27 protein-coding genes and 1 pseudogene are annotated in these 25424 nt (G+C 69.7%); 18 read left to right on the forward strand and 10 right to left on the reverse strand.

The features are described 5' to 3' along the window. Positions 1-401 precede the first annotated feature (401 nt). From BG418_RS03600 to BG418_RS03615, 4 genes and pseudogenes are all read left to right on the forward strand, one after another. Positions 402-1176: pseudogene (locus tag BG418_RS03600) on the forward strand (molybdopterin-dependent oxidoreductase); the annotation flags it as partial. A 523-nt stretch (positions 1177-1699) separates the two neighbouring features. After that, positions 1700-2653, forward strand: coding sequence for a triacylglycerol lipase (locus BG418_RS03605; protein WP_223184237.1), 954 nt, complete (start codon positions 1700-1702; stop codon positions 2651-2653). A gap of 20 nt (positions 2654-2673) precedes the next feature. Then, positions 2674-2946: a hypothetical protein gene (locus BG418_RS03610; protein ID WP_188272153.1), complete on the forward strand. Its 273-nt coding sequence runs from the start codon at positions 2674-2676 to the stop codon at positions 2944-2946. Between the two features lie 291 nt (positions 2947-3237). Beyond that, positions 3238-3768 carry an EF-hand domain-containing protein gene (locus BG418_RS03615; protein WP_188272154.1) on the forward strand — a complete coding sequence of 177 codons (531 nt, stop codon included), beginning with the start codon at positions 3238-3240 and terminating at the stop codon, positions 3766-3768. A gap of 1030 nt (positions 3769-4798) precedes the next feature. Here the strand turns inward: BG418_RS03615 and BG418_RS03620 are convergent. Next, complete coding sequence (locus BG418_RS03620; RefSeq protein WP_188272330.1) at positions 4799-5188, reverse strand: SHOCT domain-containing protein; 390 nt, start codon at positions 5186-5188, stop codon at positions 4799-4801. A 246-nt stretch (positions 5189-5434) separates the two neighbouring features. Between BG418_RS03620 and BG418_RS03625 the strand changes: the two genes are divergently transcribed. Then, complete coding sequence (locus BG418_RS03625) at positions 5435-5806, forward strand: potassium channel family protein (protein ID WP_188272155.1); 372 nt, start codon at positions 5435-5437, stop codon at positions 5804-5806. Positions 5807-5850: 44 nt separating this feature from the next. Here the strand turns inward: BG418_RS03625 and BG418_RS03630 are convergent, their stop codons facing one another. The 3 genes from BG418_RS03630 to BG418_RS03640 all read right to left on the reverse strand — a co-directional run bounded on the left by BG418_RS03630 (position 5851) and on the right by BG418_RS03640 (position 7403). Beyond that, entirely contained in the window at positions 5851-6198 is a 348-nt protein-coding gene (locus tag BG418_RS03630; protein WP_188272156.1) for a helix-turn-helix transcriptional regulator, read from the reverse strand. Positions 6199-6639: 441 nt separating this feature from the next. After that, positions 6640-7011, reverse strand: coding sequence for an ATP-binding protein (locus tag BG418_RS03635; RefSeq protein ID WP_223184332.1), 372 nt, complete (start codon positions 7009-7011; stop codon positions 6640-6642). Positions 7012-7061: 50 nt separating this feature from the next. Then, positions 7062-7403: a metalloregulator ArsR/SmtB family transcription factor gene (locus tag BG418_RS03640; RefSeq protein ID WP_188272158.1), complete on the reverse strand. Its 342-nt coding sequence runs from the start codon at positions 7401-7403 to the stop codon at positions 7062-7064. A 132-nt stretch (positions 7404-7535) separates the two neighbouring features. Here BG418_RS03640 and BG418_RS03645 point away from each other — a divergent pair, with 132 nt between their 5' ends. The 4 genes from BG418_RS03645 to BG418_RS03660 all read left to right on the forward strand — a co-directional run bounded on the left by BG418_RS03645 (position 7536) and on the right by BG418_RS03660 (position 11086). Further along, a complete protein-coding gene (locus BG418_RS03645) occupies positions 7536-7895 on the forward strand; it encodes a zinc ribbon domain-containing protein YjdM (RefSeq protein ID WP_223184238.1) in 360 nt (119 codons plus the stop codon). A 233-nt stretch (positions 7896-8128) separates the two neighbouring features. After that, positions 8129-8707, forward strand: a complete 579-nt coding sequence (locus tag BG418_RS03650; RefSeq protein ID WP_317453483.1) for a peptidoglycan-binding domain-containing protein — start codon at positions 8129-8131, stop codon at positions 8705-8707. A 327-nt stretch (positions 8708-9034) separates the two neighbouring features. After that, positions 9035-10144, forward strand: a complete 1110-nt coding sequence (locus BG418_RS03655) for a GRAS family protein (protein ID WP_188272160.1) — start codon at positions 9035-9037, stop codon at positions 10142-10144. Between the two features lie 99 nt (positions 10145-10243). Beyond that, entirely contained in the window at positions 10244-11086 is an 843-nt protein-coding gene (locus BG418_RS03660; protein ID WP_188272161.1) for a cyclopropane-fatty-acyl-phospholipid synthase family protein, read from the forward strand. Here BG418_RS03660 and BG418_RS03665 read toward each other — a convergent pair. Then, a complete protein-coding gene (locus BG418_RS03665) occupies positions 11052-12035 on the reverse strand; it encodes a D-alanyl-D-alanine carboxypeptidase family protein (RefSeq protein WP_188272162.1) in 984 nt (327 codons plus the stop codon). The two genes, BG418_RS03660 and BG418_RS03665, sit on opposite strands and share 35 nt — an antisense overlap. Then, on the reverse strand, positions 12032-12307 hold the full coding sequence (locus BG418_RS03670; protein ID WP_188272163.1) for a hypothetical protein: 276 nt from the start codon (positions 12305-12307) through the stop codon (positions 12032-12034). The genes BG418_RS03665 and BG418_RS03670 overlap by 4 nt, the downstream gene beginning before the upstream one ends. A gap of 234 nt (positions 12308-12541) precedes the next feature. On the opposite strand from BG418_RS03670, the gene BG418_RS03675 reads away from it, so the two are divergent. Continuing rightward, positions 12542-13444 (forward strand): DUF3626 domain-containing protein, encoded by a 903-nt coding sequence (locus BG418_RS03675; protein WP_188272164.1) that lies wholly within the window; start codon positions 12542-12544, stop codon positions 13442-13444. Between the two features lie 44 nt (positions 13445-13488). Here BG418_RS03675 and BG418_RS03680 read toward each other — a convergent pair whose 3' ends face one another. After that, positions 13489-14253 (reverse strand): hypothetical protein, encoded by a 765-nt coding sequence (locus BG418_RS03680; RefSeq protein WP_188272165.1) that lies wholly within the window; start codon positions 14251-14253, stop codon positions 13489-13491. A gap of 127 nt (positions 14254-14380) precedes the next feature. Between BG418_RS03680 and BG418_RS03685 the strand changes: the two genes are divergently transcribed. Further along, positions 14381-14914 (forward strand): barstar family protein, encoded by a 534-nt coding sequence (locus BG418_RS03685; protein ID WP_188272166.1) that lies wholly within the window; start codon positions 14381-14383, stop codon positions 14912-14914. On the opposite strand, the gene BG418_RS03690 is transcribed toward BG418_RS03685, so the two are convergent. Both BG418_RS03690 and BG418_RS03695 read right to left on the reverse strand, forming a co-directional pair. Then, a complete protein-coding gene (locus BG418_RS03690) occupies positions 14898-15623 on the reverse strand; it encodes a response regulator (RefSeq protein WP_188272167.1) in 726 nt (241 codons plus the stop codon). The genes BG418_RS03685 and BG418_RS03690 overlap by 17 nt on opposite strands. Next, positions 15620-16417 carry a sensor histidine kinase gene (locus BG418_RS03695; RefSeq protein WP_223184240.1) on the reverse strand — a complete coding sequence of 266 codons (798 nt, stop codon included), beginning with the start codon at positions 16415-16417 and terminating at the stop codon, positions 15620-15622. The genes BG418_RS03690 and BG418_RS03695 overlap by 4 nt, the downstream gene beginning before the upstream one ends. Positions 16418-16611: 194 nt before the next feature. Here BG418_RS03695 and BG418_RS03700 point away from each other — a divergent pair, with 194 nt between their 5' ends. The 6 genes from BG418_RS03700 (at position 16612) to BG418_RS03725 (ending at position 22797) form a co-directional block, all read left to right on the forward strand. Further along, positions 16612-17355 (forward strand): ABC transporter ATP-binding protein, encoded by a 744-nt coding sequence (locus tag BG418_RS03700; protein WP_188272169.1) that lies wholly within the window; start codon positions 16612-16614, stop codon positions 17353-17355. After that, complete coding sequence (locus BG418_RS03705) at positions 17352-19697, forward strand: ABC transporter permease (RefSeq protein WP_188272170.1); 2346 nt, start codon at positions 17352-17354, stop codon at positions 19695-19697. The genes BG418_RS03700 and BG418_RS03705 overlap by 4 nt, the downstream gene beginning before the upstream one ends. Before the next feature lie 57 nt (positions 19698-19754). Further along, positions 19755-20663, forward strand: coding sequence for a LysR family transcriptional regulator (locus tag BG418_RS03710; protein WP_188272171.1), 909 nt, complete (start codon positions 19755-19757; stop codon positions 20661-20663). A 118-nt stretch (positions 20664-20781) separates the two neighbouring features. Continuing rightward, positions 20782-20943, forward strand: a complete 162-nt coding sequence (locus tag BG418_RS03715; RefSeq protein ID WP_188272172.1) for a hypothetical protein — start codon at positions 20782-20784, stop codon at positions 20941-20943. Positions 20944-20956: 13 nt separating this feature from the next. Further along, positions 20957-21595, forward strand: a complete 639-nt coding sequence (locus BG418_RS03720; protein ID WP_188272173.1) for a disulfide bond formation protein B — start codon at positions 20957-20959, stop codon at positions 21593-21595. A gap of 296 nt (positions 21596-21891) precedes the next feature. Next, positions 21892-22797 carry a hypothetical protein gene (locus BG418_RS03725; RefSeq protein ID WP_188272174.1) on the forward strand — a complete coding sequence of 302 codons (906 nt, stop codon included), beginning with the start codon at positions 21892-21894 and terminating at the stop codon, positions 22795-22797. 55 nt (positions 22798-22852) lie between these two features. Here BG418_RS03725 and BG418_RS03730 read toward each other — a convergent pair whose 3' ends face one another. Next, complete coding sequence (locus BG418_RS03730; RefSeq protein ID WP_188272175.1) at positions 22853-23149, reverse strand: hypothetical protein; 297 nt, start codon at positions 23147-23149, stop codon at positions 22853-22855. Positions 23150-23313: 164 nt separating this feature from the next. Between BG418_RS03730 and BG418_RS03735 the strand changes: the two genes are divergently transcribed. After that, complete coding sequence (locus tag BG418_RS03735) at positions 23314-25416, forward strand: SpoIIE family protein phosphatase (protein WP_188272176.1); 2103 nt, start codon at positions 23314-23316, stop codon at positions 25414-25416. Positions 25417-25424: the final 8 nt, after the last annotated feature.

Consider the following 25424-nt stretch of genomic DNA (forward strand, 5'->3'; position numbering starts at 1 on the left):
CGGCACCCCAGGGTGCCCGCCATGGCGAGGACCGCGACTGTGTTCAGCGGCGCGAGCAGCGGAGTGAAGGACTGCGCGGGCGCTGCTCCGTCACGACCACCGCCAGCGCGCCGGACAGCACCTGCACCGGCCCGACCCGGCCGGCCGCGCGAGGCACGCACCGGCGGCTGTCGGCAGACTCGACGATCGGCCGGGTGCCGTGCCGTGGGCCGAACGGCCCTCGATCGCCACCGGACGCTCCCGGTCCGCGCGTTGTGCGGGCCGACGGGGGCCGTACGGGTCGCGCACAGGGACCTTCGGCCCAATGCGTGGGCGGACGGTGGCTTCTAGCGTCTGCTGCCATGAGGAGCGACCGGGCCGCGCGCCCTTCGGTTTCCCCACCGGCACCCACCACATCAGTGCCGCACCCCGGCACGGACGGGGCGCTGGCGATGGCCATGGGGCGTGTGATCCTGCGCGAGTTCCTCGTGGAACGCGAAGTGCCGTACTTCCAGCAGTACTTGAGGACGTTCACGGACGCCCTGTTCCTGGTGTCCCTGCGCGAGCACGAGCGGGGGCTCGTCCCCGACGGCTTCCTGACCGCCGCCGACCTCGGCAGCGACGAGGAGAACGCGCGGCACAGGACCGTCCTCGTGGACCGGACCACCGGAGAACCGGTGGTCCCCGGCGGCTCGCTCGGCTTCCGGTGGGGGGAAGCCGGGCGAGGCCGCTGGAACCTTGACCTGGGTGAGGTCGATTCGGAACTGAGCCTGCTGGGGAGCGCCGAGGACACCGCCGAAGTCGCACTGCCGCGCTTCGACGAGGGCGGCTCGACGATGGTGCGCGGTGTCCCGGCCCGCCGCACCGGCGGCGCCTGGTCACCACGGTCTTCGACCTGATGCTCGCCCGGTACGGGGTCCACCGCCCGCTCTGCCTGGCCTCCGGCCCTCCTCGTGCGAGGACGCGTCCCAGCCGTACACCCCGGCCTGGCAGGAGGCGATCACCTCCGTGCCGGGCGGGCAGGCCGCCCGGATCGCCCGCGAGTTCGCCCGCAACGCCGAGCGCACCCGGGGCCGTTCGATGATCGCGACGGGCGCGGGCACCAATCACTGGTTCCACTCCGACACCGTCTACCGCGCCTTCCTGGCCCTGACCACCATGACCGGCTGCCAGGGCGTCAACGGCGGCGGCTGGGCCGGGGATCGTCTGGTGCGCGCCGCCTCGGAGCCGGGCGATGGGCGGCGTCGGCAGGTTCATGCCGGGATCGGTCGGCGTGGCCACCTCGGCCCACGCCGACCGATCCCGTCGTCCTGATCCGTACGAGCGAGAGAGCGGCGGACGAACACCTGCCTCGGTCCCCGACGGCCGGTGGTGCACTGCGGTCCTGATGGTGGCCGGGATCAACCGGAATCCATAGAGCTCGTATGTGATGGCTGGGTGCGACTGGTGTGATGATCCGGTTGTTCGTGGGGTGTGAGTATGTGTCTGTGTTTCCCTCCCTTTAGAGCTTCCCGCCTCGATGTGCACAACGAGGGCCCGGAGGTCGCCCGGGGACAGGCGGCCGACGGTCCGGGATCCTCCTCGGGCGGTACCAGATCCGGGGGGTGACAGTGCGTCATCCGGTGGGGACGTCGGGGGAGGTCACCCGGAGTTCCCTCCTCGGTCGGCACGCATGGGAATTTCGCGCGTTGTCCGAGTTCCGCACTACTCAGGAGCCGTCTTGCACATACCCAGATACGTCGCCGCCGTCTGTGCCGCCGCCGCGGCGACGGTCCTGGCCACCTCCACGTCCGCGGCAGCGGACACCGGCCCGACGCAGGACAATTTCCTTCCCGCCATGGTCTATTCCATCCTCCGCCTCGACATCGATCCGCCGGGCGCCGACGACTGGAACTGCCGTCCCAGCGCCGCCCACCCGCGTCCGGTCGTCCTGGTCCACGGCACCTACGAGAACCGCTACAACAACTGGGCCAGGATGTCCCCCGAGTTGAAGGCCCAGGGCTACTGCGTCTACGCCCTCGACTACGGCGACACCGACGACGCCGGCGTGGCTCTCGCTCCCACCGTCAAGGGTTACGGAGACATCAAAAAGTCCTCCAAGGAGCTGGCCGCCTTCGTGGACAAGGTGCTCGCTGCCAGCGGCGCCGGCCAGGTGGACCTGGTCGGCCACTCCCAGGGCGGGACCCTGTCGCGCTGGTATCTCAAGGCCGACGGAGGCGCGAACCCGGCCGACCCCTCGAAGAACAAGGTCAAGAAGATCGTCCAACTCGGCGCGACCAACCACGGCACCACCATCAGCGGCATCGAGACTCTCGCCGACAAGCTCCACATACTGGAGCCCGGGGCGACGCCCCTCGGGAAGGCGGGCGTCCAGCAGTACGTGAAATCCGACTTCATCAAGGAGCTCAACGCCGGCGGGGACACTGTTCCCGGGATCGAGTACACCGTGATCGCCACGAAGTACGACGAGATCACCACCCCCTGGCAGAGCACGTTCATGACGGCGGGCCCCGGGGCAACGGTGCAGAACATCGCCTTGCAGGATGGCTGCTTCGTCGACTTCTCCGCCCACCTGAGCATGTCGTACAGCCCGCGTGCGATCGGACTGGTCAAGCGGGCCCTGGACCCCTCAGCGTCGGCGGCTCCTTGTGTGCCGAGGGCGCCCGCTTTCTGATTCCGGCCCGAAGATCCGCCTTGGCCGATCTCGATCGTCAGTCGGCCGCCGACGGCAAGGCCACCCCACGACACGTCATCACGACCCCCGCCAACGTCACCGACACCACCCAGACCCTCAACCTGGTGGACGGCATCGCGTCCATGGCGGCGGCCCAAGAACGCCGCATCGTGATCTCGTTACGAGCTCATAGTGTCGACCATCGCGTCATTCGGTGCGACATCTGTTGCGCGCCATTTCTCGCGGCTTCTCGTATTTGCTTGCCAATCGTCGAGAAGACCGCAACTCGATAATCGTGCCCCGAGAATGATGCATTGCCCTTACCCTTTGGGCTTATGTTCCACCGGCTTCCGCCTCGGGAGGCAGAGCTTCTCGCGGTTTTGCCAGTAACGACCACATCGGCAGCAGAGCCCGACACGATTCCCAGCCCGCACTCCAGTCGCCGACAGCATGGCCTGAATGCCTGCTTGCGGGCGGGGTATTGGCCCACGAAACTTCATGGAGCGACATCGAGATCCCTCCCGGGATACCCCCCACATTCCACACTCGGTCATCGGTTTCACCGATTCGCGTGGAGGCGGAAAATGGCGACAGCCGGCAAGGGGCAGATATTCGAGCTGCGTTTCGAGCAGTTCGATGTGAACCAGGACGGCCGAATCGATCGCTCCGACTTCGACCAGGAGGTGAACAGGCTGATCCGTGCCTTCGGAGCCGACCCGGACTCGCCGCGCGCACTCGTGCTCAGGCAGAGCTACCTGAGCGTGTACGAGTACCTCGTGAGCAAGGCCGACGCCAAGAGCGGTGTCCTCAGCCGGCAGGAGTTCGTCACAGCGGCGAAGTCGGCGATCACCGACCGGGGCGGTGTGGGCTTCGCCGAAGTCATGGCGCCGTATGCGTACGCCTGCGCGAACCTGTGCGACATCGACGGCGACGGAATGATCAGCCAGGAGGAACTGGCCACGTGGCTCACGGTCATCGGCGTCCGTACGGACGCCGTGGGCGACGCCTACCAGGCCATCGACACGGACAAGGACGGAAAGATCTCCATCGGTGAGCTCGTGTCGGCGATCAAGAGCTATGTCCTCGGAGAATCCGGCATCGGGATGCACGGATAGGGACTCCCGCCACTGGGCGACGGGATCGGCGACCGAAGTCGCCGATCCCGTCCGCGATGCCGGCCCGGGGGCGCTGCCCGTCCAGGCCCGGCGGGATTGCCGTACAGCTTCTCTGGGACCGATAGCCACGGTCCTGGTGGGCGGTGGCGGAACGTCCGGTCGGCTGAGCATGCGCGCCGCGAGCGGGTGACCGAGGGCTGGTCGGCCCGGACTTCGGGCCGTTAGGCCGCTCATTCCGCTGCAGGACGGGCCGTACCGGGCCCGGAGCCAGACGCATGCCCGGGACCTACGGACGGGGACTGACCGGCGGGTCCCGTAAAGCCGGGCGCGTTCTCGGTCCCTCCCCGGGCAACCTTCCGCCTGCCCCGGCCGGGGCAGGCCGTACCGGCTCTGGGTAACTCTCCTCGCCTAGCCGTGCAATTCGGACAGAGAGGTGGATCCGGGCCCCGGCCGGTAGTTGAATAGTCGAGAACCACACGGGCAGCAGCGCGGCCGCCGCCGTACGTGTCGGCGGTCGGCGGCGGCCGCCTGCGCGGGGATCCCCCACGGCTCCCCTTCAATGGAGGAGATCTCCGCATCCCGTCCCCACCCAGCGCCCCCGGGGCACGACGCGGGAGTGAACCCCGGCTCGAACAGGGCTCGGTGAGGGCGAAGGGCCGGAACCGCAGTACCCGACGCGGACTGCGGCTCCGGCCGTCCCGTTGAGCAGCGTGGCCTGGCGACGGCCCGGAGACCAGGGGCCGAACGGCCCGTCCCGATCGGCGAGGTAGCGGACTCACCGGATTCGCCAGCTGGTCGGGGTGTTCCACGACGAGATGGCGGGGAGCGGACTGTCCCTCAGCCGACGGGAAGCACAGCGTCGGTCCGCGCTCCCCGAACCCGCCCGCCCCTTCGCACACTCATGCGCTGGCAGATCTTCCGCCGCGTCCACTTCAGCCCGAATCAACTCACGTCAACCGTCCAGGCCATCATCGCCCTGGAGACTCACCGCTGAAGATCCATACGCGATTTCGGGTTCGCCGGTCGAACCTCAGCTGAGGAACTTCGCCTTGGCTCTGTCGAACTCCTCCTGGCTGAGGTCGCCGCGGTTCTTCAGCTCCGCGAGTGTGGCGAGCTGCTGCACGCCGCTGTCCGAGCTGCCCGCAGCGTCCCGCACGTACTGTTTGAAGGCTACTTGGGCGTCCTCGGCCTGTTTCGCCTCACGCTTGCCCATCGCGTCGCCGCGCACGATCACGTAGATCAGGACGCCGAGGTAGGGGAGCAGGACGAGCAGGACGATCCAGCCCGCCTTCGTCCACCCGCGCATCTCGTGGTCCCGAAACAGGTCGCCCAGGACGCGGAAGAGCAGGAAGAACCACAGCACCCACAGGAAGACGAGGAGCATGGTCCAGAAAAGGTTGAGGAGCGGGTAGTCGTCCATTCCCTCAGTCGACGCCACACCTTCCCCTCGCCGCATGGGGAGCAGGGCCGAACGAGTGAGGGGGCCTGCGGTCGAACATGGCGAGCTGGGCCCGGGTTGCGGCGGAGGCCGCCGGGGTGGAGGCGCTGAAGCCGTAGTGGGCCAGGGCGCGAACCGGATCAGGCCTTGTGTGGACGGACGGAAACGGACCACTCGGTCGGCAGGTGCCGGAATGCGCCTCGACCCGCCGACGCCCACGCTTGGGGCATGTTCGGTTTCGCTGCGATGGTGCTCCGGATGGTGAGGGCGGCTCGGTCCGCGTGGCGTACGCCGGAGTTCCGCGGCGTGTTCTCCACCACGGTGCTGCTTCTGTTCAGCGCGACGCTCTTCTACACGCTGCGCGAGGGGTGGTCTGTACTGGACAGCCTGTACTTCGCTGTCTGCACCGGCCTGACCATCGGCTTCGGAGACCTGACCCCCACGAGCGATCTGTCCAAGGCGTTCACCGTGGTGTACGCGTTGCTGTCGGTCGGGCTGTTCGTCTCCCTCGTGGCGATGTTCGGACAGGAGGTGCTGCGCAACAAGGGCGCCGTCTCCCGGGTGCGTGCCAGGCGGCGCGAGGGCAACACCGCCGAGTAGCTGCCGGTGCCAGCTCCCGGGCGGGGGTGCGGCACCGCTCCGTGTCAGGACGGCGGCGGGTTCTGTTGGGCGGCCTGGAGGTCGGCGAGCAGTTCGGCCTGGCCGGCCAGCACGCCGGACAGGATGCTGCGGGCGACCCGTAGCAGCTCCGCCACCTGGGGGCTGGCCAGGGTGTAGTAGACGGTGGAGCCCTCGCGGCGGCTGCGCACCAGGTTGGCTCGGCGCAGCACTGCGAGCTGTTGCGAGAGGTGGGCGGGCTCGACGCCGACCTCGGGCAGCATCTCGGAGACCGCGTGCTCACGCTCGCTCAGCAGCTCAAGGACCCGGATACGGACCGGATGCCCCAGCGTTTTGAAGAACTCCGCCTTGAGTTGATACAGCGGCGTGCTCACCGTGCCATCCCCTCTGCGGAACAGCACTGCGGCCGCCCTGGCCGAACCTTGGCGCATCGTATCCACCCAGCCGTGACTGACATGCGGTCCATCCTCACGTGCGACACCCGGCGGGCCCGAATCCGCGACCGAGGGGGAACCGCCGAATTTCAGCGGTGACGACCTCGGTAATTGCCAAGATTAACAATTCCATAGGCCAGGTGAGGCAGGCTTACGTGAGGATCACCCCCGCTGCGCGGCAGAGCCGTCGCCTTGCTGAGGTGTCCCGCCTGCCGCCTCGAACGTCGTCGCACCGCCGCCGACACCGGCGGAGTACGCCCGCGCCGCGGCCAGGCCCGCATGCTCAAGCTCGCCGTAGGCAACCGCCCTCGGCCGTCTGCCGCCGAGGATCTGGATCACGGCTGATGGCGGCGGTGAGCCACCACCGGCTGTGAAGACCGATCACAGCGGCAGCGTGATCCAGATGCTCTTGCCGCGGCCGTCGGCGTCGCCCCGGACGACGGCCGTGCCGCTCAGCCCGAGGGTGAGTTCCATGACCGTGGCCAGTCCACCGCTGCCGGTTGCGGTGACCGCGCCGTACAGCGCGGGCTGATGAGGGTGACGGTCGTGGACGGCGAACGCGAAGGTGTCGGGTCCGGCGGCGAAGATGACGGTGACGTTGGGGGAGAGCGCGGCGGCATGCCGCACGCTGTTGGTGACCAGTTCCGACAGGATCAGCAGTGCCGGGCCGACGCTCGGGTGGTGCCGGTTGATGCCCCACTCGGCCAGGACCTGCTCGGTGGTCTCACGCACTATGCGTACGGCCGATCCCATGGCGGGCAGGGTCAGTCCGTGCCGGTAGGGCAGCGTCTCCAGCTGGGAGGTCACCTGGCCGTGACCTCGGTTTCCCGCAGCTCCACCAGGAGTTCGTTCCGCCCGGTCAGCATCTCGGTGAGGATCCGCCGCGCGGCCCGCATCAGATCCGCGACGTCGCCGCCGGCGATCTCGTACACCACCGTCGAACCATCACGGCGCGAGGTGACGATCCCCGAGCGGCGCAGCACCGCCAGTTGCTGGGAGAGGCTCGAAGGCTCCACCTCGACCCGCGCCAGCAGATCACGCACCGGCATGGGGCCCTCCTGCAGCAGCTCCAGGACCCGGATGCGGACCGGGTGGCCGAGCATCCGGAAGAACTCGGCCTTGGCCTGATACAGCGGAACCGACACGCCCCCACGACCTCACTCGCAGCGATTAGGGCTGTGCCCGCGGCTACCTACGAGCACAGCGATCTCAGCATCTAACGAATTGCGAAAATTTGCAATTAGCTAGATTCCGATGACCCTGGGTACTCTGACGGCATGATCGAGAACCTTCCCCCCTGCCCGAAGTGCGCCTGCGAGTACACGTACGAGATGAACGCCCTCGTGGTGTGCCCGGAGTGCGGCCATGAGTGGGTGCCCGCCGAGAACGGCACGGAAGGTGACGGCGGCGGTCAGGAGCGAGTGATCAAGGACGCCGTCGGCAATGTGCTGAGCGACGGCGACACCGTGACCGTCGTCAAGGCGCTCAAGGTGAAGGGCAGCCCGTCGGGCATCAAGGCCGGTACGAAGGTCCGCAACATCCGACTGATCGACGGGGTCGACGGCCACGACATCGACTGCAGGATCGACGGTTTCGGCGCCATGCAGCTCAAGTCCAGCGTGGTCAAGAAAGCCTGATTCCGAGGAAGCCGATCCCGCCCCGGTCCTGGCGGGCCAAGCACCTGCCGCCGCCCGCGGCGGGCAGACGCTTGGCTGTGTGCTTTGGTTCCCCAACTCCGGCAGCGTGTTGGAGCATTCGGAAAATTGCTCGCGCACCCCGACAACTCACACTAGTAGTACAAAGCTTCTCGTCCCTGGCTCACGATGAACGGAAATCGCGCCAAGGGATGGGGAGTGAGATGAAGGAAATCGTGCGTGTGCTGGTAGCCGTCACGACCGCGGCCGGGCTGGCCTTCGCCGGGGCCACCGCCACAGCGTCCGCCTCGCCGAGTCTGGGCTATGAGTGTCCGGACCTGGCGAAGGGGCTGGCAGGTCCCTGCGTGGCCGCGCTGCAGCAGGCGCTGAACGCCAACGGCGCCGACCTGGCCGTCGACGGGATCGACGGGCCGCTCACCGACCGGGCCACGCGGGACTTCCAGGCGTCCCATGGCCTTGTCGTCGACGGCATCGCGGGCCCGGTGACCAAGGCCGTGCTGACCCTGAGCGCTTCGGTGCCCACCCCGCGACTGACCACGCCTGCCGCGCCGCCGGCGCCGACGCTGCCCGTGCCGCCGGGGAAGAGCCTGTACGAGCGGATCACGGGTGGTATCTGCGGCATCCTCGGCGATGCCGCCGGGGCAGCGGGCTGGGTGGTCGTCGACGGCGTCGACACCGCGAAGACCATGGACCCTGCAACGGCGGCCGCTGCGGCGGCCGCAGGTCGTGCAGCCGGGGCCGGGGCAACCAAGTGGGCCTGCAACCAGCTGGTTGAGATCCCCCCGGCTTATTGAGAGCGATCTCTGCGTCTGCTCGCGTCGCCGGCGCAGCCGTCTGCTTTTTTCGACGGATGTGTCGGCGACGACCACACGGTCGAAGCCCGGCGGCGGGCCGAGGACATCGAACGCAACGTGGGCAGCCCCTGGGGGCACCGTGGTCAACTGCTGATCTCCCATGCCTGGTTGGTGTGGCCTGAACGGTCCGCCGTCTGTCGAGGCGTTCTTGCCGCGGGGGTGTGGGGCTGTTTCACTGCGTTGCCGCCGAGACGGTGTCATGGCCCGCTGTCGGCCTGCCGGTGCTTTCCGCGGCTCGGACTGCCCCCGTCTGACCAAGGAGCGTATGTGATCGAGGAGTTCGATCTGCTGACCCGAGCGGTGGGTCACATTCACGCCGAACGCCCCGCGCAGGCCGCACCCATGCTGGACAGACTGCGTGCGGTGCTGGACGGTCGGGCGCGGCCGAAGCCCGGCGATCGGCTGTGCCGTCTGTATCTGGAGGCCCTGACGCACCGGATCGGCGCGGAGCCCGGGCACGCCGACGAGACCAACCTCTACCGGCAGCAGTACGCCGACCATGCGCAGATAGACCTGTACTACCTGCTGTGCGAGCACCTGCCCTTCATGCACACCACCCCTGCGGTCACCAACCTGCTCGCCGCACCGCTTCAGCGGGACGGTGTCGAGCAAGCCGTCGTCCTGTCGATCGGTATCGGCCATGCCCGTCAGGAAGCGGCCCTTCTTGACGAACTGGCCCGCCCTGGCGCCCCGTTGCGCCGCTGCACCGTCGTCGGTATCGACCCCGACGCGGAGAGCCTCGCCAAGGCGGAGCGGCGCCTACGTGAGAGCGACGCCGTGGCCAAGCACGGTCTGGAGCTCGACTTCCTTCCCGTACCGAGGATCGCCGAAGAGGTCGAGCCGGCCGACTGGCAGTGCATAGCCGCCCTGGACGGGGTGCTGGTGGTCAACTCCACATTGGCTGTGCACCACATGCAGGATGCGGCACCCGGGCATGACGCCCGTGACGAGTTCTTCCAGCGGTTGCGGCTTCTGGCTCCGGCTGTCGTGGTGCTCACCGAGTTCGACTCCGACCATCACGACGTCTCGCTGCCGCAGCGCTTCTTCAACTCCTGGCATTTCTTCGGTTCCATTCTGCGGGCCATCGAGGACAGCGCGGCCACAGATGCGGAGAAGGACCTGATGACGACGTTCTTCCGGCGCGAGGTGATGAACATCGTCGGTGCCCGCACCGACGCCCAGCGCTTCGAACGCCACGAACCGGCTCGTGCCTGGCTCGAACGTCTCCATCGCTGCGGCTTCGCTCCCGTATGCCCCGACCCGGCGCTCGACACCGCCCACGGCCACCATGCCGTGCACGCGACATCCGATCACGTACGCCTGACCTGCCGAGACCGGACCATCTGCGCCGTCATCGCCGCCGGACCAGCGGGCTGATCACCGCAGGGCCCGGGGCTCCGGGTAGCGGCTCAAGCCAGGCCGAGTGTGTCCGAGAAGTGGGTTTGTGGCGGGCCGGTTCGGTCGAGGAATCTCGCTATGGCTGAGGACACCGCGGCTCGGGCCGCCGATACGGCACGTACGTACTACAACACCCGTGACGTCGACGGGTTCTACGCCCAAGCGTGGGGCGGGGAGGACATTCACGTCGGGGTGTACGTCGATGAGCGCGAACCGGTCCACGTGGCGTCCGGGCGCACGGTGGAGCGGCTGGCGGCGAAAGTGGCCGATGTGCTGGGGCCCGACAGCACCCTGCTGGACATGGGGTCCGGTTACGGGGGCGCGTCCCGCAGGTTGGCGCAACAGTTCGACTGCCGTGTCGTGGCGCTCAACATCAGCGAGGTGCAGAACCGTCGGCACCGCGAGTTCAATTCCGAGTGCGGCCTCGACGGCCGTATCGAGGTGGTCACCGGCTCCTTCCACGACATCCCCGCCCCTGACGCGAGCTTCGATGTCGTCTGGTCGCAGGAGGCCCTGTGCCACAGCGGCGACCGGCCCCGGGTGCTGCGGGAGGCCAGGCGTGTTCTCAAGCCCGGTGGTCACGTGGTCTTCACCGACATCATGGCCGCCGAGGACGCCCCGGAGAGCGAGGTGCGGCCGCTTGCGGAACGCCTGGCGATCAGTGGGTTCGCCACGCCGGGCTTCTATCAGGAGCAACTGCGGGCGCTCGGTTTCGCGGAGGCGGAATTCGAGGACCTCAGCGCGCACATGGTGACCCACTACGAACGCCTCGTCGAGGAGGTCCAGACGCCCGGACCGGGCCTGGTGAAGGGGGTCAGCGCCGAGTATTTGGAGCGCCTGGAGACGAACTTGCCGCAGGTGGCGGCCGCCTGCCGCAACGGTCACCTCAGGTGGGGCATTTTTCACGGCCGTCGCGGGTGACCGGGGCGCTCGGGTCCGTACGGGGTTGGGTGGACGGCTGAGCCAGTGCGAAGCCGTCCAGTGACATACGTTGAACGGCTTTGACCATTCTTCGGCTGTGGGCCCAGACCGCCGTCCTCGCCCGTACGGGGGAGCGTCCGGTGCGCTGTGCGAGGACGGCGCCCAGCACCAACCGCCGGGTGCCGTGCACGTCGGCGTACGCGGCCCACAGAACGTTGCCGCCGGCCGGGGTGCTGGTGCCGGTCTTCAGCCCGACGACACCGTACTGACCGAGAAGCCGGTTGGTGGTGCCGCCTTTGCCCTGACCGTCGGGGAGCGGGACGGACGGGGTGGCGACGATGGCCCGGAACACGTCGTCCCGCATGACCGTTCGGGCCAGGGTGAGCAGGTCGACAGCGGTGCTGGTGTTGCCGATGTCCATCCCGCAGGAGCCGGTGAAGGCCGTACGGGTCATGCCGAGGTCGGCGGCGGCGTCGTTCATCCGGTGCACGAAGGCCGCCTCGGAACCGGCGGTCCAGCGGGCGAGGAGTCTGGCGATGTTGTTGCCCGACGGGATCAGCATGTACTCAAGCAGCTGCCGGAGGGGGAACCGCTGCCCTTCGGTGACGGGCACGACCGACTCGATCGTCGAGTGCGACTCCTGGGCGGCGATCCGGTCGATACGGACCAGCGGCCCGGCGTCCTGCGGGCCCAACGGATGCTCCCGCAGCACCACATAGGCGGTCATCACCTTGGTGATACTCGCGATCGGCACCGGTATCTGCTCGCCGACGGTGCCTAGGCTGCCCACCCCGACGACCTCCACACTCGCCTGGCCTTCGTGGGGCCAGGGCAGCGCCGTCATCGACCCGATGCGGTGCGCGCCGGCGACGGCGGCGTCGCCGAGGCGGCAGACCGCGAGGCGGACTCGCTCGGGGAGGTCGCCCCAGGGGTCCCTGCGGCTGCTCATCGGCGCCCCGACGTCGCTACGAAACGGACCAGCATGCCGACGACGACGAGCGTCACACCGAGGCACAGCCCGACCGCGCCGAGCACACCGGCGGGCTGCCACGATTCGCCCGCCTTCGGGTCCGCGGCGAAGGCGCCGATGAGCAGCAGTACGGATGCGACGACAGCGACTGCGCCGACGACCCACACCGTACGGAACACACCGATCTGCACGCGGGAGGCGACGGCGCGCCAGCCCGCCGGGACAGGGGCTGTGCTGTGAGAGGTGGTCATGCTCGGCTCCTCGGATGCGTGTGGGCTGCTTCGGCGGTAGTACGACACGGCTACGGCATCTCCTGTTCGGGTGCCGGAGGGTGTACATCGAAGACTGCCTGGTCAACGCATCGGAACCTGGGCGGCTGTGTATCGGCAGGCGCTCTGGTGTGTAGCAGTGCTGTAGGGGCGTGCCGTGGGCGGAGGTCCGTTCGAACCGAACGACGGTTGATCGTTTCGGGGGACACTACGTGAATGAGTTCCGACATGATCCAGACACCGCAGGAACGGGCCCTTGGGTATGTGGGCGGGCTGTCGTCCGGGCCGCCTGTGGACCCGGTGCTGCGGGTGACTCTCAACTTCCACCCGGATCGGCTGGCTCACGGTAAGCCGATCCTTGAGGCGCTGGCGCAGGAGGGTGTCTACCGCTCGCAGTTTGTCACCGGGACCAGCAACGGCGGTCTGACCGCCCACCCCGGCGGTGACCGGTGGCGGTGGGAGAGCCGGATCTTCAATGGTGCGTACGACAACGCGCCGGCTCACGACCGGCCCGTCTACGGGGCGTTGAACTTCCGCCGCAAGCCGGTCGGCGCGGCGCCGCGTTTCGGGTCCGCCCATTTCCGGCTCACCGCCGAGGCGCTGGTGCGGACCACATTCTGCTACCCGGACAGCTTCTTGGCGCCCACGGACTTCGGCACCGCGGACCGCATGCGTCTCGTCGAACTCGCCCTGGCCGATGACCAAGACGCCCTGGACGACTACATCGAGGCGCAGGTGCACGGGCCCGTCCGGCTGGACCGCGACGTCGAGGCGCTGGTCCTGGACCCCTGCTACCACGGCACGGCCGTCGAGGACGCCGCCCGTCGTCTTGCGTGCTCGGTGGAATGGCACCCCGGATTCCAGCTCGCGGTCGAGGAACTTCACCGGCATCCCGCTTACCGGGGGCGGGAGTTCGTCGAGCTGGGCGCACGGATCGCCGTCGGGGGCAGGCTCGACCCACGGATCATCGGAGATGCCGCCGCCACGGGCCTCTACAACCCGCAGGCGGTGAAGAAGGTATGGCACTACCTGGCACGTTTCGGAGCGCCCTCGCGGACTTCCGGCGAAGCGGTGGCCCACGTACAGGAAGAGGACACCGTGCTCGATGCCGCTCGCTGACACCGTCTGGTGCCGAAGCAGTTGCGGGAGCTGTTCCGCGTTGTCTACCGGACGGGGACGCGTGTGTCGGCGCGGACCTTGGCGGCGGTGTCGGCGTCCTCGCCGATGGTGACGCCGGTGCGGCCCGTGGTCATGGTGGTGGGGTCGAGGACCATGACCTCGCCCAGGGTGCTGTGGTCGGCCCAGATGCAGATGGGGTCGGTGCTGCCGGTGCTCGACGGGTGGGACGCTTCGGCGGTCTTGTACATCTGGCACTTCATGACGGCGTCGCCGAGTCCGCCGGGGGAGACGTTCTGCGGGACGCCGAGGAAGGTGCTGATGCTGGTCTTGTCGGCAGTTGCTTTGCGGGCGTGCAAGGCGAACGCGCGGTCGATCGCCTGCTCGGGATCGTCGATGGTTCCCCAGGCTCCGCTGAGTTGCACCATCTGCCCGGAGGCGGATGAGCCGGACTTGTAGTGGATGGCCACGGGCTGCGGGTTGCGGATCCCGTCGGCGACGTATCCCTTGATGTCGTCATTGGTGATCCGGATACGCACGTTGGGATCACCTACCCACGCGCCGCCGACGATGCTCGGGGGAGTCGTCAGCTTGTACGGGACGGGCGCGGCGGCCGCCGGATGGCTCGTGCCCCGGCCCAGCACGTAGCCGGTGGCGCCGACCGCACCGACCACCACCGTGAGCGCGATCGCCAGCACCGTGTTCCTCATACGTGCTCTCGGCTGTGCGCCGGGCGTCACGCCCCCGTACGGGGGCGGCCGCCCGAAGGCCTGCGGCGGCGGGCCGTACGGGCCCGGCTGGTTGTGGCTCACGTGTGGGCGTTCCCTCCCGGGGCGGAACTGAACGCTCCATCTTCGCCGATGGGACCAAGGGCGCCGAAGGCAGGGGCATGGCATTGCACGTGGAGGGCCGTACACCCTGAGCAACTAGGGTCACGGTATGACCGCCTTTACCCCCGATGCCGAACTGAACGCCGGCCTCGACTTCCGCCTCATGGCGAACAGCTTTGTCACGCTCTTCTGCCGCCGGAGCCTGTTGGAGGAGTCCACCACCTGGCTGGACGAACACGGTTACCAAGTGACGATTCTGGATGCGGCGACCATGTCATCACCGACGGACCTGCTCAAGGGAATCGGCGACGCGCTGGACTTCCCCGACTACTACGGCCGCGGTCTCGACGCGTTCAACGACTGCTTCTGCGACGTCGCTTCCTACGGCGCCTACGGGATCGCCCCAGAGGCCACCGGCTTGGTCCTGGTTTTCACAGACTTCGACAGGTTCGCTGCCGCCTATCCGGAGACTGCCCAGGACGTTCTGGACATCATCGCGGACAACGCCCGCCGAGCCGCTTTGTTCGGCCGCCGCGTGATGTGCCTGGTCCATAGCTCCGACCCCTGCATCGAGTTCGCGCCTGTCGGCGCCATGCCCGTTGTGTGGAACCACGCGGAAAGCCGTGTCAGCCACCAGGGGTGACCAGGCCCGTCTCGTAAGCCAGGACGACGGCTTGGGCGCGGTCGCGGAGGGTGAGTTTGGCGAAGATGCGGGCTACGTGGGTTTTTACGGTGGCCTCGCTGAGGGTGAGGGTTTCGGCGAGTTCGGTGTTCGACAGGCCGCGGCCCATCAGGGCCAGTACCTGCCGTTCGCGTGGGGTGAGCGCGGCCAGGTCGCGGTGGATCGCCGTGGGGCGGGTTGCGCCGACGGAGCGGTCGGCGGTTGCGTAGCGCTCGACCAGGCGGCGGGTGATCGTCGGGGCGAGCAGTGCGTCGCCGGTGTTCACCAGGCGTACGGCTGCCGCGAGGTGCGCGGCGGTGACGTCCTTGAGCAGGAAGCCGCTCGCCCCGGCGGCGAGCGCCGCGTAGACGTAGTCGTCGAGGTCGAACGTGGTGAGCATGAGGACCCGGCAGTGCGGGAGCAGGCGCAGTACGCGCTTGGCCGCCTCCAAACCGTCCAGGTTGGGCATCCGGATGTCCATCAACACGACGTCCGGACAGAGGCGTTGGGCCTCCGCGACGGCCTGCGCGCCGTCCGCGGCCTCGCCCACGACGTCGATGCCGCGCGAGGTGAGGATGAGGCGGAAGCCGGTGCGGATGAGTTCCTCGTCGTCGGCGATGAGGACGCGGGGACCATCCGATTCCCGGCCAGGGGTCTGGTGGGCGCGGCCGTCGGGGGTGGGCTCGGTCACGGGCGCTCCAGGGGGATGCGGGCACGGACGCGGTAGCCGCCGCCGATGCGGCGCCGGGCGTCGAAGTGGCCGCCGTAGACGGCGACGCGCTCGCGCAGGCCGATCAGCCCGCGCCCCGCACCGGCGTCCCGGCGTTCACTGGGACTCGGTCCCGTACTCGTGCCGTCCCCGAACAGCACGCTCGGGCCGCTGTTGAGGACCTCGACCCGCAGGCTGTGGTCGGCATAGCGCACCGTCACCGCCGCCTTGCCGCCGTCGCCGTACTTGAGCGCGTTGGTGAGCGCCTCCTGGATGATCCGGTACGCGGTGACGTCGATGCCGGGCGCCAGGGGGCGCGGTTCGCCGGAGATGCGTACCTCGACCGGGAGGCCGGCGAAGGCGATGCGGTCGACGAGGGTGCCCAGTTGGCTCAGGCTGGGCTGCGGTGCGAGCGCGGAGAGGTCGCTGTGCGCAGGTGTGTCCTCGCCGTCGGGGGAGGGCGCCAACAGGCCCAGCAGATGGCGCAGTTCGGTCATCGCGTCGCGTCCCGCACCCTCGACGGCCCGCAGCGCGGTCTCCGCCTCGTTCGGCAGCGTGGCCAGCACCTCGCGGGCGGCGCTCGCCTGGACGACCATCAGGCTGACCTTGTGGCTGACGATGTCGTGCAGTTCGCGGGCGATACGGGCGCGCTCGGCCGTAACCGCCGTACGGGCGGCGGCCTCCCGTTCGCGCTCCAGCAACCAGCGCCGGTCCTCCAGAACCTTGCGGTAGCGGCGGCGGGCGCGTGCCAGCAGCACGGTCGTCGTGCCAGCCATTGCCAGGCTCGCCGTCACAAGGGCGGCAACCAGCCAGCCCGTCCCCGATATCCCCACGTCGCCCATCGTGCCAGGCGGTCGGCGAACGGGCGTCCCCCTGCGGGTCCACCTCGTACATCCCCAGGATGACCACTACTGAGGGTTACCTCCGGGGAGTGATGCCCGGGCGGCCCGCGCCGCCTACCGTCCCTGCCATGAGCACCGAAGACATCAGCGGCACGGTCCTGGGGACCGACCCGGCCGCCGTGCGCGAGAAGGCAGTTGTGCGGGTGAGCGGCCTGCGCAAGGAGTACGGCGACACCGCGGCCCTGGACGGAGTGTCGCTGGAGATCGGCGCGGGGGAGGCGGTGGCCGTGATGGGACCGTCCGGCTGCGGCAAGTCGACCCTGTTGAACATGATCGCGGGCCTCGACCGGCCGAGCGCCGGCTCGCTGCGTGTGCACGGCGAGGACCTGGGCGGCTTCAACGAGACCAGGCTGGCGATCTTCCGGCGCCGCCGGATCGGCATGATCTTCCAGTTCTTCAACCTCATCGACGACCTGTCGGCGATCGACAACATCGCCCTGGCCGCCCAGCTCACCGGAACGCCGGCCCGTCAGGCCCGGCGCCGGGCCCTGGAGTTGCTCGACGAGCTCGGCATCGCCGACCGCAGGAACGTGTATCCCGCCGCGCTGAGCGGCGGCGAGCGCCAGCGGGTGGCGGTGGCCCGCGCGCTGATGAACCGCCCCGCGCTGCTGCTGGCGGACGAGCCGACCGGCGCGCTGGACAGTCAGGCGGGCGAGCAGGTGATGGACCTGCTCATCGACCTCAACCAACTCGGCCAGACCCTGCTCCTTGTGACGCATGATCAGCGGCTGGCGACGCGTTGCGCGAGTCGCCTGGTGATGATGGCGGACGGCCGGATCACCGGCGAGCGGACCCTGGATCGGTCGGTATGAGCGCGGTGTGGCGGGCCTCGCGCGCGGCCGTGCGCCGCCGTCGGCTGCAGACCTCCGTGATCGCGGTGGTGGTCCTCGTCTCCAGCATGGCTCTCGTGGTCGCGCTGGGTCTGTTGGACGTCGCGTCCGGACCGTTCGACAAACTCTTCGGGCAGGCGCACGGCGCGCATGTCGTCGCCACCTTCGACGCGGCGAAGGTGTCCGGCGCGCAGGTGGCACGGACCGCGCAGCGTCCGGGAGTACGGGATGCGGCCGGGCCGTTCCCGCAGGCCGTGGTCGACCTGCCGCAGAGCGCGGCCGCCGAGATGCCCGGGGTGGGGGCCGGTCCGATGACCGTGGTGGGGCGGGCGGAGCCGGGTGGACCGGTCGACCGCCTCGACCTGTTCGCCGGGCACTGGGCCACCGGCCCCGGCCAGCTCGTCCTGGCGCTGCCGGACGTGCCCGGGATGGGCACCGGGCCGCACTCCCCGCTCGGCAAACGGATCCAGCTGCCGGGACTCGCGCCGCTGACCGTCGTCGGCCTCGCGTCCAGTGTGAGCGGCACCGCGCAGGCATGGGTCTCCCCGCAGCAGATCACGGCCCTGCACCCCACGACGTACCAGATGCTGTACCGGTTCGACCGGGCAGTGACATCCCGTCAGATCACGGACGGCACCGCGGCGGTGACCGTCGGTCTTCCCTCCGGATCGCTGGTCACGCACCAGTCGTATCTGACGCTGAAGGCGCAGGTCGCCTCCCAGCCCAACGCCCTGGTGCCGTTCCTCATGGCCTTCGGGATCCTCGGCCTGCTCGTGGCCGTCCTGATCGTGGGCAATGTGGTGAGCGGAGCCGTGGTGTCCGGCTTCCGGCACATCGGGGTGCTCAAGTCCCTGGGATTCACGCCCCATCAGGTGGTCGCGGTCTATCTGGTGATGGTCTGCGTCCCGGCGACGGCGGGCGCGGCCCTGGGCACGGCGCTCGGCGGTGTCGTCGCGCGGCCGCTCCTGCACCAGGTCTTCCAGGGCGCGGACCTCGCCACGGTGAACGTCACCCCGACGGTCAGCTCCTGGGTGTACGCGACCACGGCGCTCGGCATGCCCGCGGTGGTCGTACTGACCGCGCTGATCCCGGCGCTCCGGGCGCACCGGCTCTCGGCGGCACAGGCGATCAGTGCGGGCAGCGCCCCCAGCGGCGGACGCGGGCTGGCGATCCAGCGCTGGCTGTCCGGGCTACGGCTGCCGCGCTCGGTCACGCTGGGTCTCGGTCTGCCCTTCGCGCGGCCCGGGCGGGCGCTGCTCACCGTCTCCGCTGTCCTGCTCGGAGTGGCGACGGTGACCTTTGCCACCGGCCTGGCGACCACCATGGTCTCCTACGGCGATGCCGTCGAGGGCGCCGGCAGGATGCAGGTCGTCGTCTGGCCCGGGCAGGCCAGGTTCGGGCAGACCCTCCCGCACCAGGGCGACGCCGCGACACAGGCGCTGCTGCGCGGTCTGCCGCATGCGGCGGATGTGTCCGCCGTGGGCTTCACCGACGTACGGCTGCTCGGGCAGAGCCAGGGCGTGAGGATCCAGGGCGCGCGCGGGGGCCGGTCCGTTCTCCAGGACGACCTGGCCAGGGGCCGGTGGATGCGGACGCCCGGAGAGGTGGTGGCCTCCGGCAGGTTCCTGTCCAAGCACGGTCTGCGGCTCGGTGACTCGTTCACGCTGGGCGCGGCGGCCGGTCGTACCGAGCGCGTGAAGCTGGTCGGGGAGGTCATGTCCGGGCCGGCGGACATGATGCGCGCCGACTGGTCCACGGTGACCGCCCTGGCACCGACCGCGCAGGCCAACCAGTACTGGGTGCGGCTCACCGCCGGAGCCGATGTCGGTGCCTATATGAAGGCCGTACGGGCTGCCGACCCCGGGCTCGCCCCGAGCGAGCAGACATCGGTGAACGCCGGGACCGTGACGGTGATCAGCTCCGCGTCCGCGCTGACGCTGATGCTGTCGGTGGTCGCCGCGATGGGCGTGTTCAACACGGTCGTACTGAGCAGCCGCGAGCGGCGGCGCGACCTGGGAATGCTGAAGTCGATCGGCATGACACCGCGTCAGGTCACGGTGATGCTGGTGGTGTCCATGGCCGGGCTCGGCCTGGTCGGCGGGCTCCTGGGGCTGCCCCTGGGGGTCGCGGCCTACGAGGTGGTGCTCCCGATGACGGAGAGCAGTGCCCATCTCGCTTTCCCGGAGCGGATGTTGGACGTATGGCACCCGGGGAACATGGCGCTGCTGGCCCTGGCGGGGGTGGCGATCGCGGCGCTGGGCGCGGTGATACCGGCGCGGGCGGCGGCTCGGCAGACCATCGCCCGGGTGCTGCACACCGAGTGACGGTGGTGTCTCCGTGCCGCAGGCGGTATCCGACCGATCTGTCCATAGAGTGGTCCTATGCCCCTGTCCCCGCGTGTGCCCGATCTGCCGGCCCTCGACCTGCTGCTCAGCGTGATCGAGCTGGGGAGCCTGGGCCGGGCCGCCGCGGCGCACGGCATCAGCCAGCCCTCGGCCAGCTCCCGGATCCGCTATCTGGAGAAGCTGGTCGGCATGCCCGTACTGGAGCGCACCACGCTCGGCTCCAGGCCCACCCCGGCGGGCGCGCTGATCGCGGAGTGGGCGCAGACCGTCGTCGACGCGGCGCGGCGCCTGGACGCGGGGATCGGCACGCTGCGCGACCAGCGCGACTCGCAGCTGCACGTGGCCGCCAGCCAGACCGTAGCCGAGTACCTGTTCCCCACGTGGCTGATGGCGCTGCGGGCCCGGGCGCCGCAGACCACCGTCGCGCTGGAGGCGGGCAACTCGACCGAGGTCGGCGAGGCGGTCCTGGCGGGGCGCGCGGAGATCGGCTTCATCGAGAGCCCGCGCGCCCCCAAGGGCCTGGAGAGCCGCCCGGTGGCGCGGGACCGGCTGCTCGTGGTGGTGGCGCCGGGCCACCCCTGGGCGCGGCGCGGCACGCTCACGGCCGACGAGCTGGCGGCGACCGCGCTGATCATGCGGGAGGCCGGTTCCGGTACGCGTATCTCGTTGGAGCGGGCGCTCGCAGCGCAGGTGCCCGGCCGGAAGCCCACGCCTTTGCTGGAGCTGTCCTCCACCACGGCCATCAAGACCGCGACGGCGGGCGGGATCGGGCCCACGGTGCTCAGCTCGCTGGCGGTGGAGGCCGAACTGGCCGCCGGGACGCTGAAGGCGGTGCCCGTGTCCGGCTTCGAGGCGGGACGCACGCTGCGGGCGGTGTGGCCCAGGGGCCGGCGGCCGGTCGGCCCGGCCCGTGACCTCTACGCGATCGCCCACCATGAAGCTTAACCAGGGGGCATAGAAACGTTCTATGGGTCCATCGATCCGTTGCCGCTACCGGCGGGGAACGGACAGACGCAGGGTGTGAGTGACAAGGAAGTCACCGAACCCGAAGAAGCTGGACACCATGTACACCCTCCTCTTCCTGCTGATCGCCCTGTGCGTGGTCGCGGTACTGCGCGACTGGCCGCGCCGGGCCCGGCTGCTGATGTGGTCGTCGACGCTGGCGCTGTCCTTCATCGCCTTCCTCCCGCACGTCATCGACCACAGCTACCAGCTGGCCTTCTGAGGAGGACCCCGCCATGAACACCGCCACCGCCACCGTGACCCGTACCCCCGTCACCGAGGCCGGGCTCTCCAACAAGCTCGGCCTGCTCTTCGCCAACCTGTACGTGCTCGGCATGTGCGCCACCATCGGCGGCGCCTACATCTTCCAGTTCGGGCTGTGGGAGTACCCCTGCCCCATGTGCCTGCTCCAGCGCATGTTCATGCTGCTCAGCGCGCTGGGCCCGGCTCTCGTCGTGTACCGCTCGCGCAAGGGCGCGGTCAGCAGCCAGGACAACGCCTCTGGCTGGGGCTGGGCCCTGGTGTGCGCCCTGCTCGGCAGCACCGTCTCCATCGCCCAGGTCCTGATGCACATCGTGCCCCCGGACGCCGGTTACGCCGGTGCCCTGTTCGGCCTGCACCTGTACACCTGGGCCGCCATCACCTTCGGCGCGGCCGTCCTGGCCGCCGGGATCAACCTGGTGCTGGTCCACCGGTCCGAGCCGCTCGACGCCGGAGTCGCCTCGCCCGCCCTGCGCCGCATCGGCTCCTTCACCCTGGCGGTGCTGGTCTTCTTCGCGGTCAGCAACCTCGTCGCCTGCTTCTTCCTGCAGGGCTTCCACTGGCAGATGAGCGGCGACCCCACCAGCTACGCCTTCTTCTCGGATCTGTTCTGAGCCCGAAAGGCAGCCCGTACGAAGGGCCCCGACCGCGAAGGCGGCCGGGGCCCCGTCGTACCGAGATGCGACGGGGACGTGGGCGGCGCACGATGGACGAGGACGTCTGAGCACGAGCGTGGAACGAGCTCGGCAGCGGCGACGGGCCGACGCCTTGGGGGCGGGTCGGCCGCGCGTCAGAGCGTCCGCCTCCAGATTGTGCACGGCTGCGGCGCGGGGGATTCCGGCGCGCCCCGATGACCGGCCGCACGCGCCCCGGCGTCCCACACACCCAAGTGCGAGGAATGGGGAGAACCATGAGGAAATCCCTGGTGGCCGTACTTGCCGCAGCCACTTCCGCGACGGCCGTCCTGCTGGCCGGTCCGGTGACGCCCGCGACTGCCACTTCGTCGTACTGCGACCGGACGACGCCGAGCACCTCGATCCTGTTCTACAACGCCGACAGCGGCTCGGCCGCCACCGGCACCCTCTCCGCCGGCCAATGGCAGCAGAAGGCGGAGTTCGACCTCCCGACCGGCTACACGCACGCGGCGGCGAGCCGCGACTCGGTGGTGCTGTACAACAAGGACACCGGGGCAGGAGAAGTCGGCACCCTCACGGGCGGGCGGTACCAGCGCCACCAGTCCTTCGACGACTTCTCCACGGGCTGGACCTTCATCGAAGCGTCCGGCGACTCCGTGGTCTTCTACAACGGGGACACCGGCCACGGCGTCACAGGCACCCTCAAGCACGGTGTATACCGACAGGTGCGCGTGTACGACAACTTCAGCACGGGCTGGCAGACCATGGCCGCCTCGTGCGACACGTTGCTCTCCGCGGCCAGGCACGGGGGCGACGTCCCCTGGAGCAACGTGGGTTACGGGACCCTCAAGAACGGCGTCTACACGGACACCGGCAGCATCCCGAGAGCCGATTTCCTGGGGGATCTGACCGCGACCAAGGATTCCGTGCTGTCCTTGGCGAAGGCCGGTGGCGCACTCGAATTCCGGGTGTCCAAGGCGACCGACGGCTCGGGCATCGCCTTCAACAAGATCGGCACCTCCGGCATCTGGGAGAAGGTGGGCCGGACCTCGGACAGCCTGTTCTTCTACAAGAACGACGGGACCGCCTGGACGTCGACGCTCGTCAACGGCGCCTACACCAACGTGGGTTCGCTCGCCCAGGTCTCCTCGGGCTGGACGCTCATCGCGGGCGGCGTCTGACCTGCGCGCCGTTCGGGTGGCGATGGGGCACATCGCGCCGCGACAGCCGCCTCCTTCAGCGGGTCACCACGGTGAAAACCGGATAGATCTTCGGCTGCGGGCTCTCGACGCCGAGTTCTTGCAGGATCGGAACGATGGTCTTGCCGAATTCCTGGAACGCCTCCTCCGATTCCCATACGTCGACGACGAGCCAGCCGTCGGGAGTGGGGGCGGCGGTGTGCGAGATGAGACCGGCCACCGGCCAGTCCGCCGGGGTCTTCACGGGGCCGGGCCGGCCGGCGACCTTCTCCGCGCTCTGCTCGTACTGGGCCTGGGTCATCCCTGGGACATCGAAGACCGCGACGATTGCCATGCTGAGCTCCCGGGCAGTGGAAAGGCTGACTCGTCGAGTCGACCATCCCGGTGGACCACCCGCACGCCGGCTGAGCCGAACGGTCCAGGGGCACCCGTTCACCTCCGCCGCGCCCGCCCCGTAACCGTGCACCCGCGCGGCTTGGGGCGGACGATGGAGGGACCATGCGCGGGCGCCCCGAGAGGAGCGTGGGAGTGGTAGGCAGAGCAGCCGAACGGGCCGACCAGCCGAGGCCGACTGATGCGACGACGGCCGTGGGCGGGCTCCTTGACGTGCTGGGCGTGGCCGCGGTGGTCCTGGACGAGCGGGGCCGGATCGTGCTGTGGAGCCCGCAGGCCGAGGAACTGTTCGGCTTCAGCTCCCAGGAGGCGCTGGGCCGGCCCGCGGCCCAGGTGCTGGTGGAGGAGGAGCGGCAGCACGAGGTGCTTGAGCTGTTCGGCCGGGTGATGTCGGGGCACGGGCCGTGGGCCGGGGTGTTCCCGGTGCGGCACCGGGACGGACACATCCTGGGCGTGGAATTCCGCAACATGCGTCTTGAGGCCGAGGGTGGTCGCCTGTTCGCGCTGGGTATCGCCTCGAAGGAGACGACACTGCGCCGGGTGGAGCGGGAGCTGGCGCTGTCCTCGCGGCTGGTGGGCCAGTCGCCGATCGGGCTCGCGGTGCTGGACACCGAGCTGCGGTACGTACTGGTGAACGCGGCGCTTGAGGAGATCAACGGGATACCCGCCCGGGAACACCTCGGCCGCACCCCGAGCGAGATGCTGCCGCATCTGGACACCGAGGGGATCGAGGCGCGGATGCGCGGGGTGCTGGCGTCCGGGGAGCCGATGCTGGACGAGTTCACCACCGGATACACACCGGCCGACCCGCACCACGAGCACGCCTGGAGCGCCTCGTTCTACCGGCTGGAGGACCAGGCCGGGCGGGTGATCGGGGTGGGGATCTCGGTGGTGGACGTCACCGATCAGCACGAGACGGCACGGGCCGCCGCACGCGCCCGGCGCCGACTGTCGCTGATCGCGGACGCCTCGATCCGGATCGGCACCACCCTCGACCTGGCCACCACCGCGCGCGAGCTCGCCGACGTGGCCGTGCCCGAGGTCGCCGACATCGCCGCCGTCGACGTGCTGGACAGCGTCCTGGCCGGCTCCCCGCCCGGAAACGACACACGCGGAGTACGGTTCCGCGCCCTGGCGCTCACCTCCGCCCATCCGAGCGTCGCGGTCCAGGCCGCCGACCCGGTCGGAGACGTCGCCCTGTACGGAGTGCAACGGCTGGTCGCCCAGTGCGCTCGTACGGGCCGTCCAGTGCTGGTTCCTCGGGTGCACGGCACGGACTTCGCCCGTATCGCCCGTGACGCGGATGCCGCGGAGCTGCTCCAGCAGGCCGGGGTGCACTCCTACCTCGCCGTGCCGCTGATCGCCCGTGGGGAAGTCCTGGGCGCTCTCGACCTGAAGCGGGCCGACAACCCCACCGCGTTCGACAGCGACGACGTGCTGCTGGCCACCGAACTGGCGGCCCGGGCCGCCGTGTGCATCGACAACGCCCGCTGGTACCAGCAGCAGCGCCATGCCACCCTCGCCCTCCAGCGCCACCTGCTGCCGCCCCACCACACCACCGCGCCGCCCGGCCTCGCCATCGCCCACCGCTACCAGCCCGCCGTCGCCGCGGACGAGACCGGCGGCGACTGGTTCGACGCCATCCCGCTGCCCGGCGGGCACACCGTGCTCGTGGTCGGCGACGTCATGGGCTCCGGCATCACCGCCGCCGCCACCATGGGACAGCTGCGCACCAACACCCGTACCCTCGCCCGCCTCGGGCTCGCCCCCGACGAGGTGCTGACGCATCTGGACGAGACCACCCGCGACCTCGGCGAGGCCATGGCCACCTGCGTCCTCGCGCTCTACGACCCGCAGACCCGCCTGTGCCGGCTGGCCTGCGCCGGCCACCCACCGCCCGTCCTGGTCCGCGCGCACGGCCGACCGCACCTGATCGACCTCGACCCCGGCGCGCCGCTGGGCGTCGGCGGCGTCCCGTTCCGCACCACCGACCTGCGACTTCGGGCCGGGGACGACCTCGTCCTGTACACCGACGGCCTCGTCGAAGTCCGTGACCAGGACATCGACCAACGCCTGGAAGCCCTCACCGACCTCCTCGCCGGCCCGCACCGGCCGCTGGAGGACACCTGCGACCTGCTGCTCTCTGCCCTGCGCCGCCCCGACACGGCCGACGACGTCGCCTTGCTGATCGCCCGCGTCCTGCCCTGACTGAACGG

The sequence above is a fragment of the Streptomyces sp. CBMA152 genome (genome assembly GCF_014596475.1).
Taxonomy (GTDB): domain Bacteria; phylum Actinomycetota; class Actinomycetes; order Streptomycetales; family Streptomycetaceae; genus Streptomyces.

What these genes read in the sequence shown, in the direction of transcription:
- BG418_RS03615 (WP_188272154.1), top strand. Translation starts at nt 3,238, where the DNA reads ATGGCGACAGCCGGCAAGGGGCAGATATTCGAGCTGCGTTTCGAGCAG.
- BG418_RS03620 (WP_188272330.1), bottom strand. Translation starts at nt 5,188, where the DNA reads ATGGACGACTACCCGCTCCTCAACCTTTTCTGGACCATGCTCCTCGTC.
- BG418_RS03625 (WP_188272155.1), top strand. Translation starts at nt 5,435, where the DNA reads ATGTTCGGTTTCGCTGCGATGGTGCTCCGGATGGTGAGGGCGGCTCGG.
- BG418_RS03635 (WP_223184332.1), bottom strand. Translation starts at nt 7,011, where the DNA reads ATGGGATCGGCCGTACGCATAGTGCGTGAGACCACCGAGCAGGTCCTG.
- BG418_RS03645 (WP_223184238.1), top strand. Translation starts at nt 7,536, where the DNA reads ATGATCGAGAACCTTCCCCCCTGCCCGAAGTGCGCCTGCGAGTACACG.
- BG418_RS03660 (WP_188272161.1), top strand. Translation starts at nt 10,244, where the DNA reads ATGGCTGAGGACACCGCGGCTCGGGCCGCCGATACGGCACGTACGTAC.
- BG418_RS03665 (WP_188272162.1), bottom strand. Translation starts at nt 12,035, where the DNA reads ATGAGCAGCCGCAGGGACCCCTGGGGCGACCTCCCCGAGCGAGTCCGC.
- BG418_RS03670 (WP_188272163.1), bottom strand. Translation starts at nt 12,307, where the DNA reads ATGACCACCTCTCACAGCACAGCCCCTGTCCCGGCGGGCTGGCGCGCC.
- BG418_RS03675 (WP_188272164.1), top strand. Translation starts at nt 12,542, where the DNA reads ATGAGTTCCGACATGATCCAGACACCGCAGGAACGGGCCCTTGGGTAT.
- BG418_RS03685 (WP_188272166.1), top strand. Translation starts at nt 14,381, where the DNA reads ATGACCGCCTTTACCCCCGATGCCGAACTGAACGCCGGCCTCGACTTC.
- BG418_RS03695 (WP_223184240.1), bottom strand. Translation starts at nt 16,417, where the DNA reads ATGGCTGGCACGACGACCGTGCTGCTGGCACGCGCCCGCCGCCGCTAC.
- BG418_RS03700 (WP_188272169.1), top strand. Translation starts at nt 16,612, where the DNA reads ATGAGCACCGAAGACATCAGCGGCACGGTCCTGGGGACCGACCCGGCC.
- BG418_RS03705 (WP_188272170.1), top strand. Translation starts at nt 17,352, where the DNA reads ATGAGCGCGGTGTGGCGGGCCTCGCGCGCGGCCGTGCGCCGCCGTCGG.
- BG418_RS03710 (WP_188272171.1), top strand. Translation starts at nt 19,755, where the DNA reads ATGCCCCTGTCCCCGCGTGTGCCCGATCTGCCGGCCCTCGACCTGCTG.
- BG418_RS03715 (WP_188272172.1), top strand. Translation starts at nt 20,782, where the DNA reads ATGTACACCCTCCTCTTCCTGCTGATCGCCCTGTGCGTGGTCGCGGTA.
- BG418_RS03720 (WP_188272173.1), top strand. Translation starts at nt 20,957, where the DNA reads ATGAACACCGCCACCGCCACCGTGACCCGTACCCCCGTCACCGAGGCC.
- BG418_RS03725 (WP_188272174.1), top strand. Translation starts at nt 21,892, where the DNA reads ATGAGGAAATCCCTGGTGGCCGTACTTGCCGCAGCCACTTCCGCGACG.
- BG418_RS03730 (WP_188272175.1), bottom strand. Translation starts at nt 23,149, where the DNA reads ATGGCAATCGTCGCGGTCTTCGATGTCCCAGGGATGACCCAGGCCCAG.
- BG418_RS03735 (WP_188272176.1), top strand. Translation starts at nt 23,314, where the DNA reads ATGCGCGGGCGCCCCGAGAGGAGCGTGGGAGTGGTAGGCAGAGCAGCC.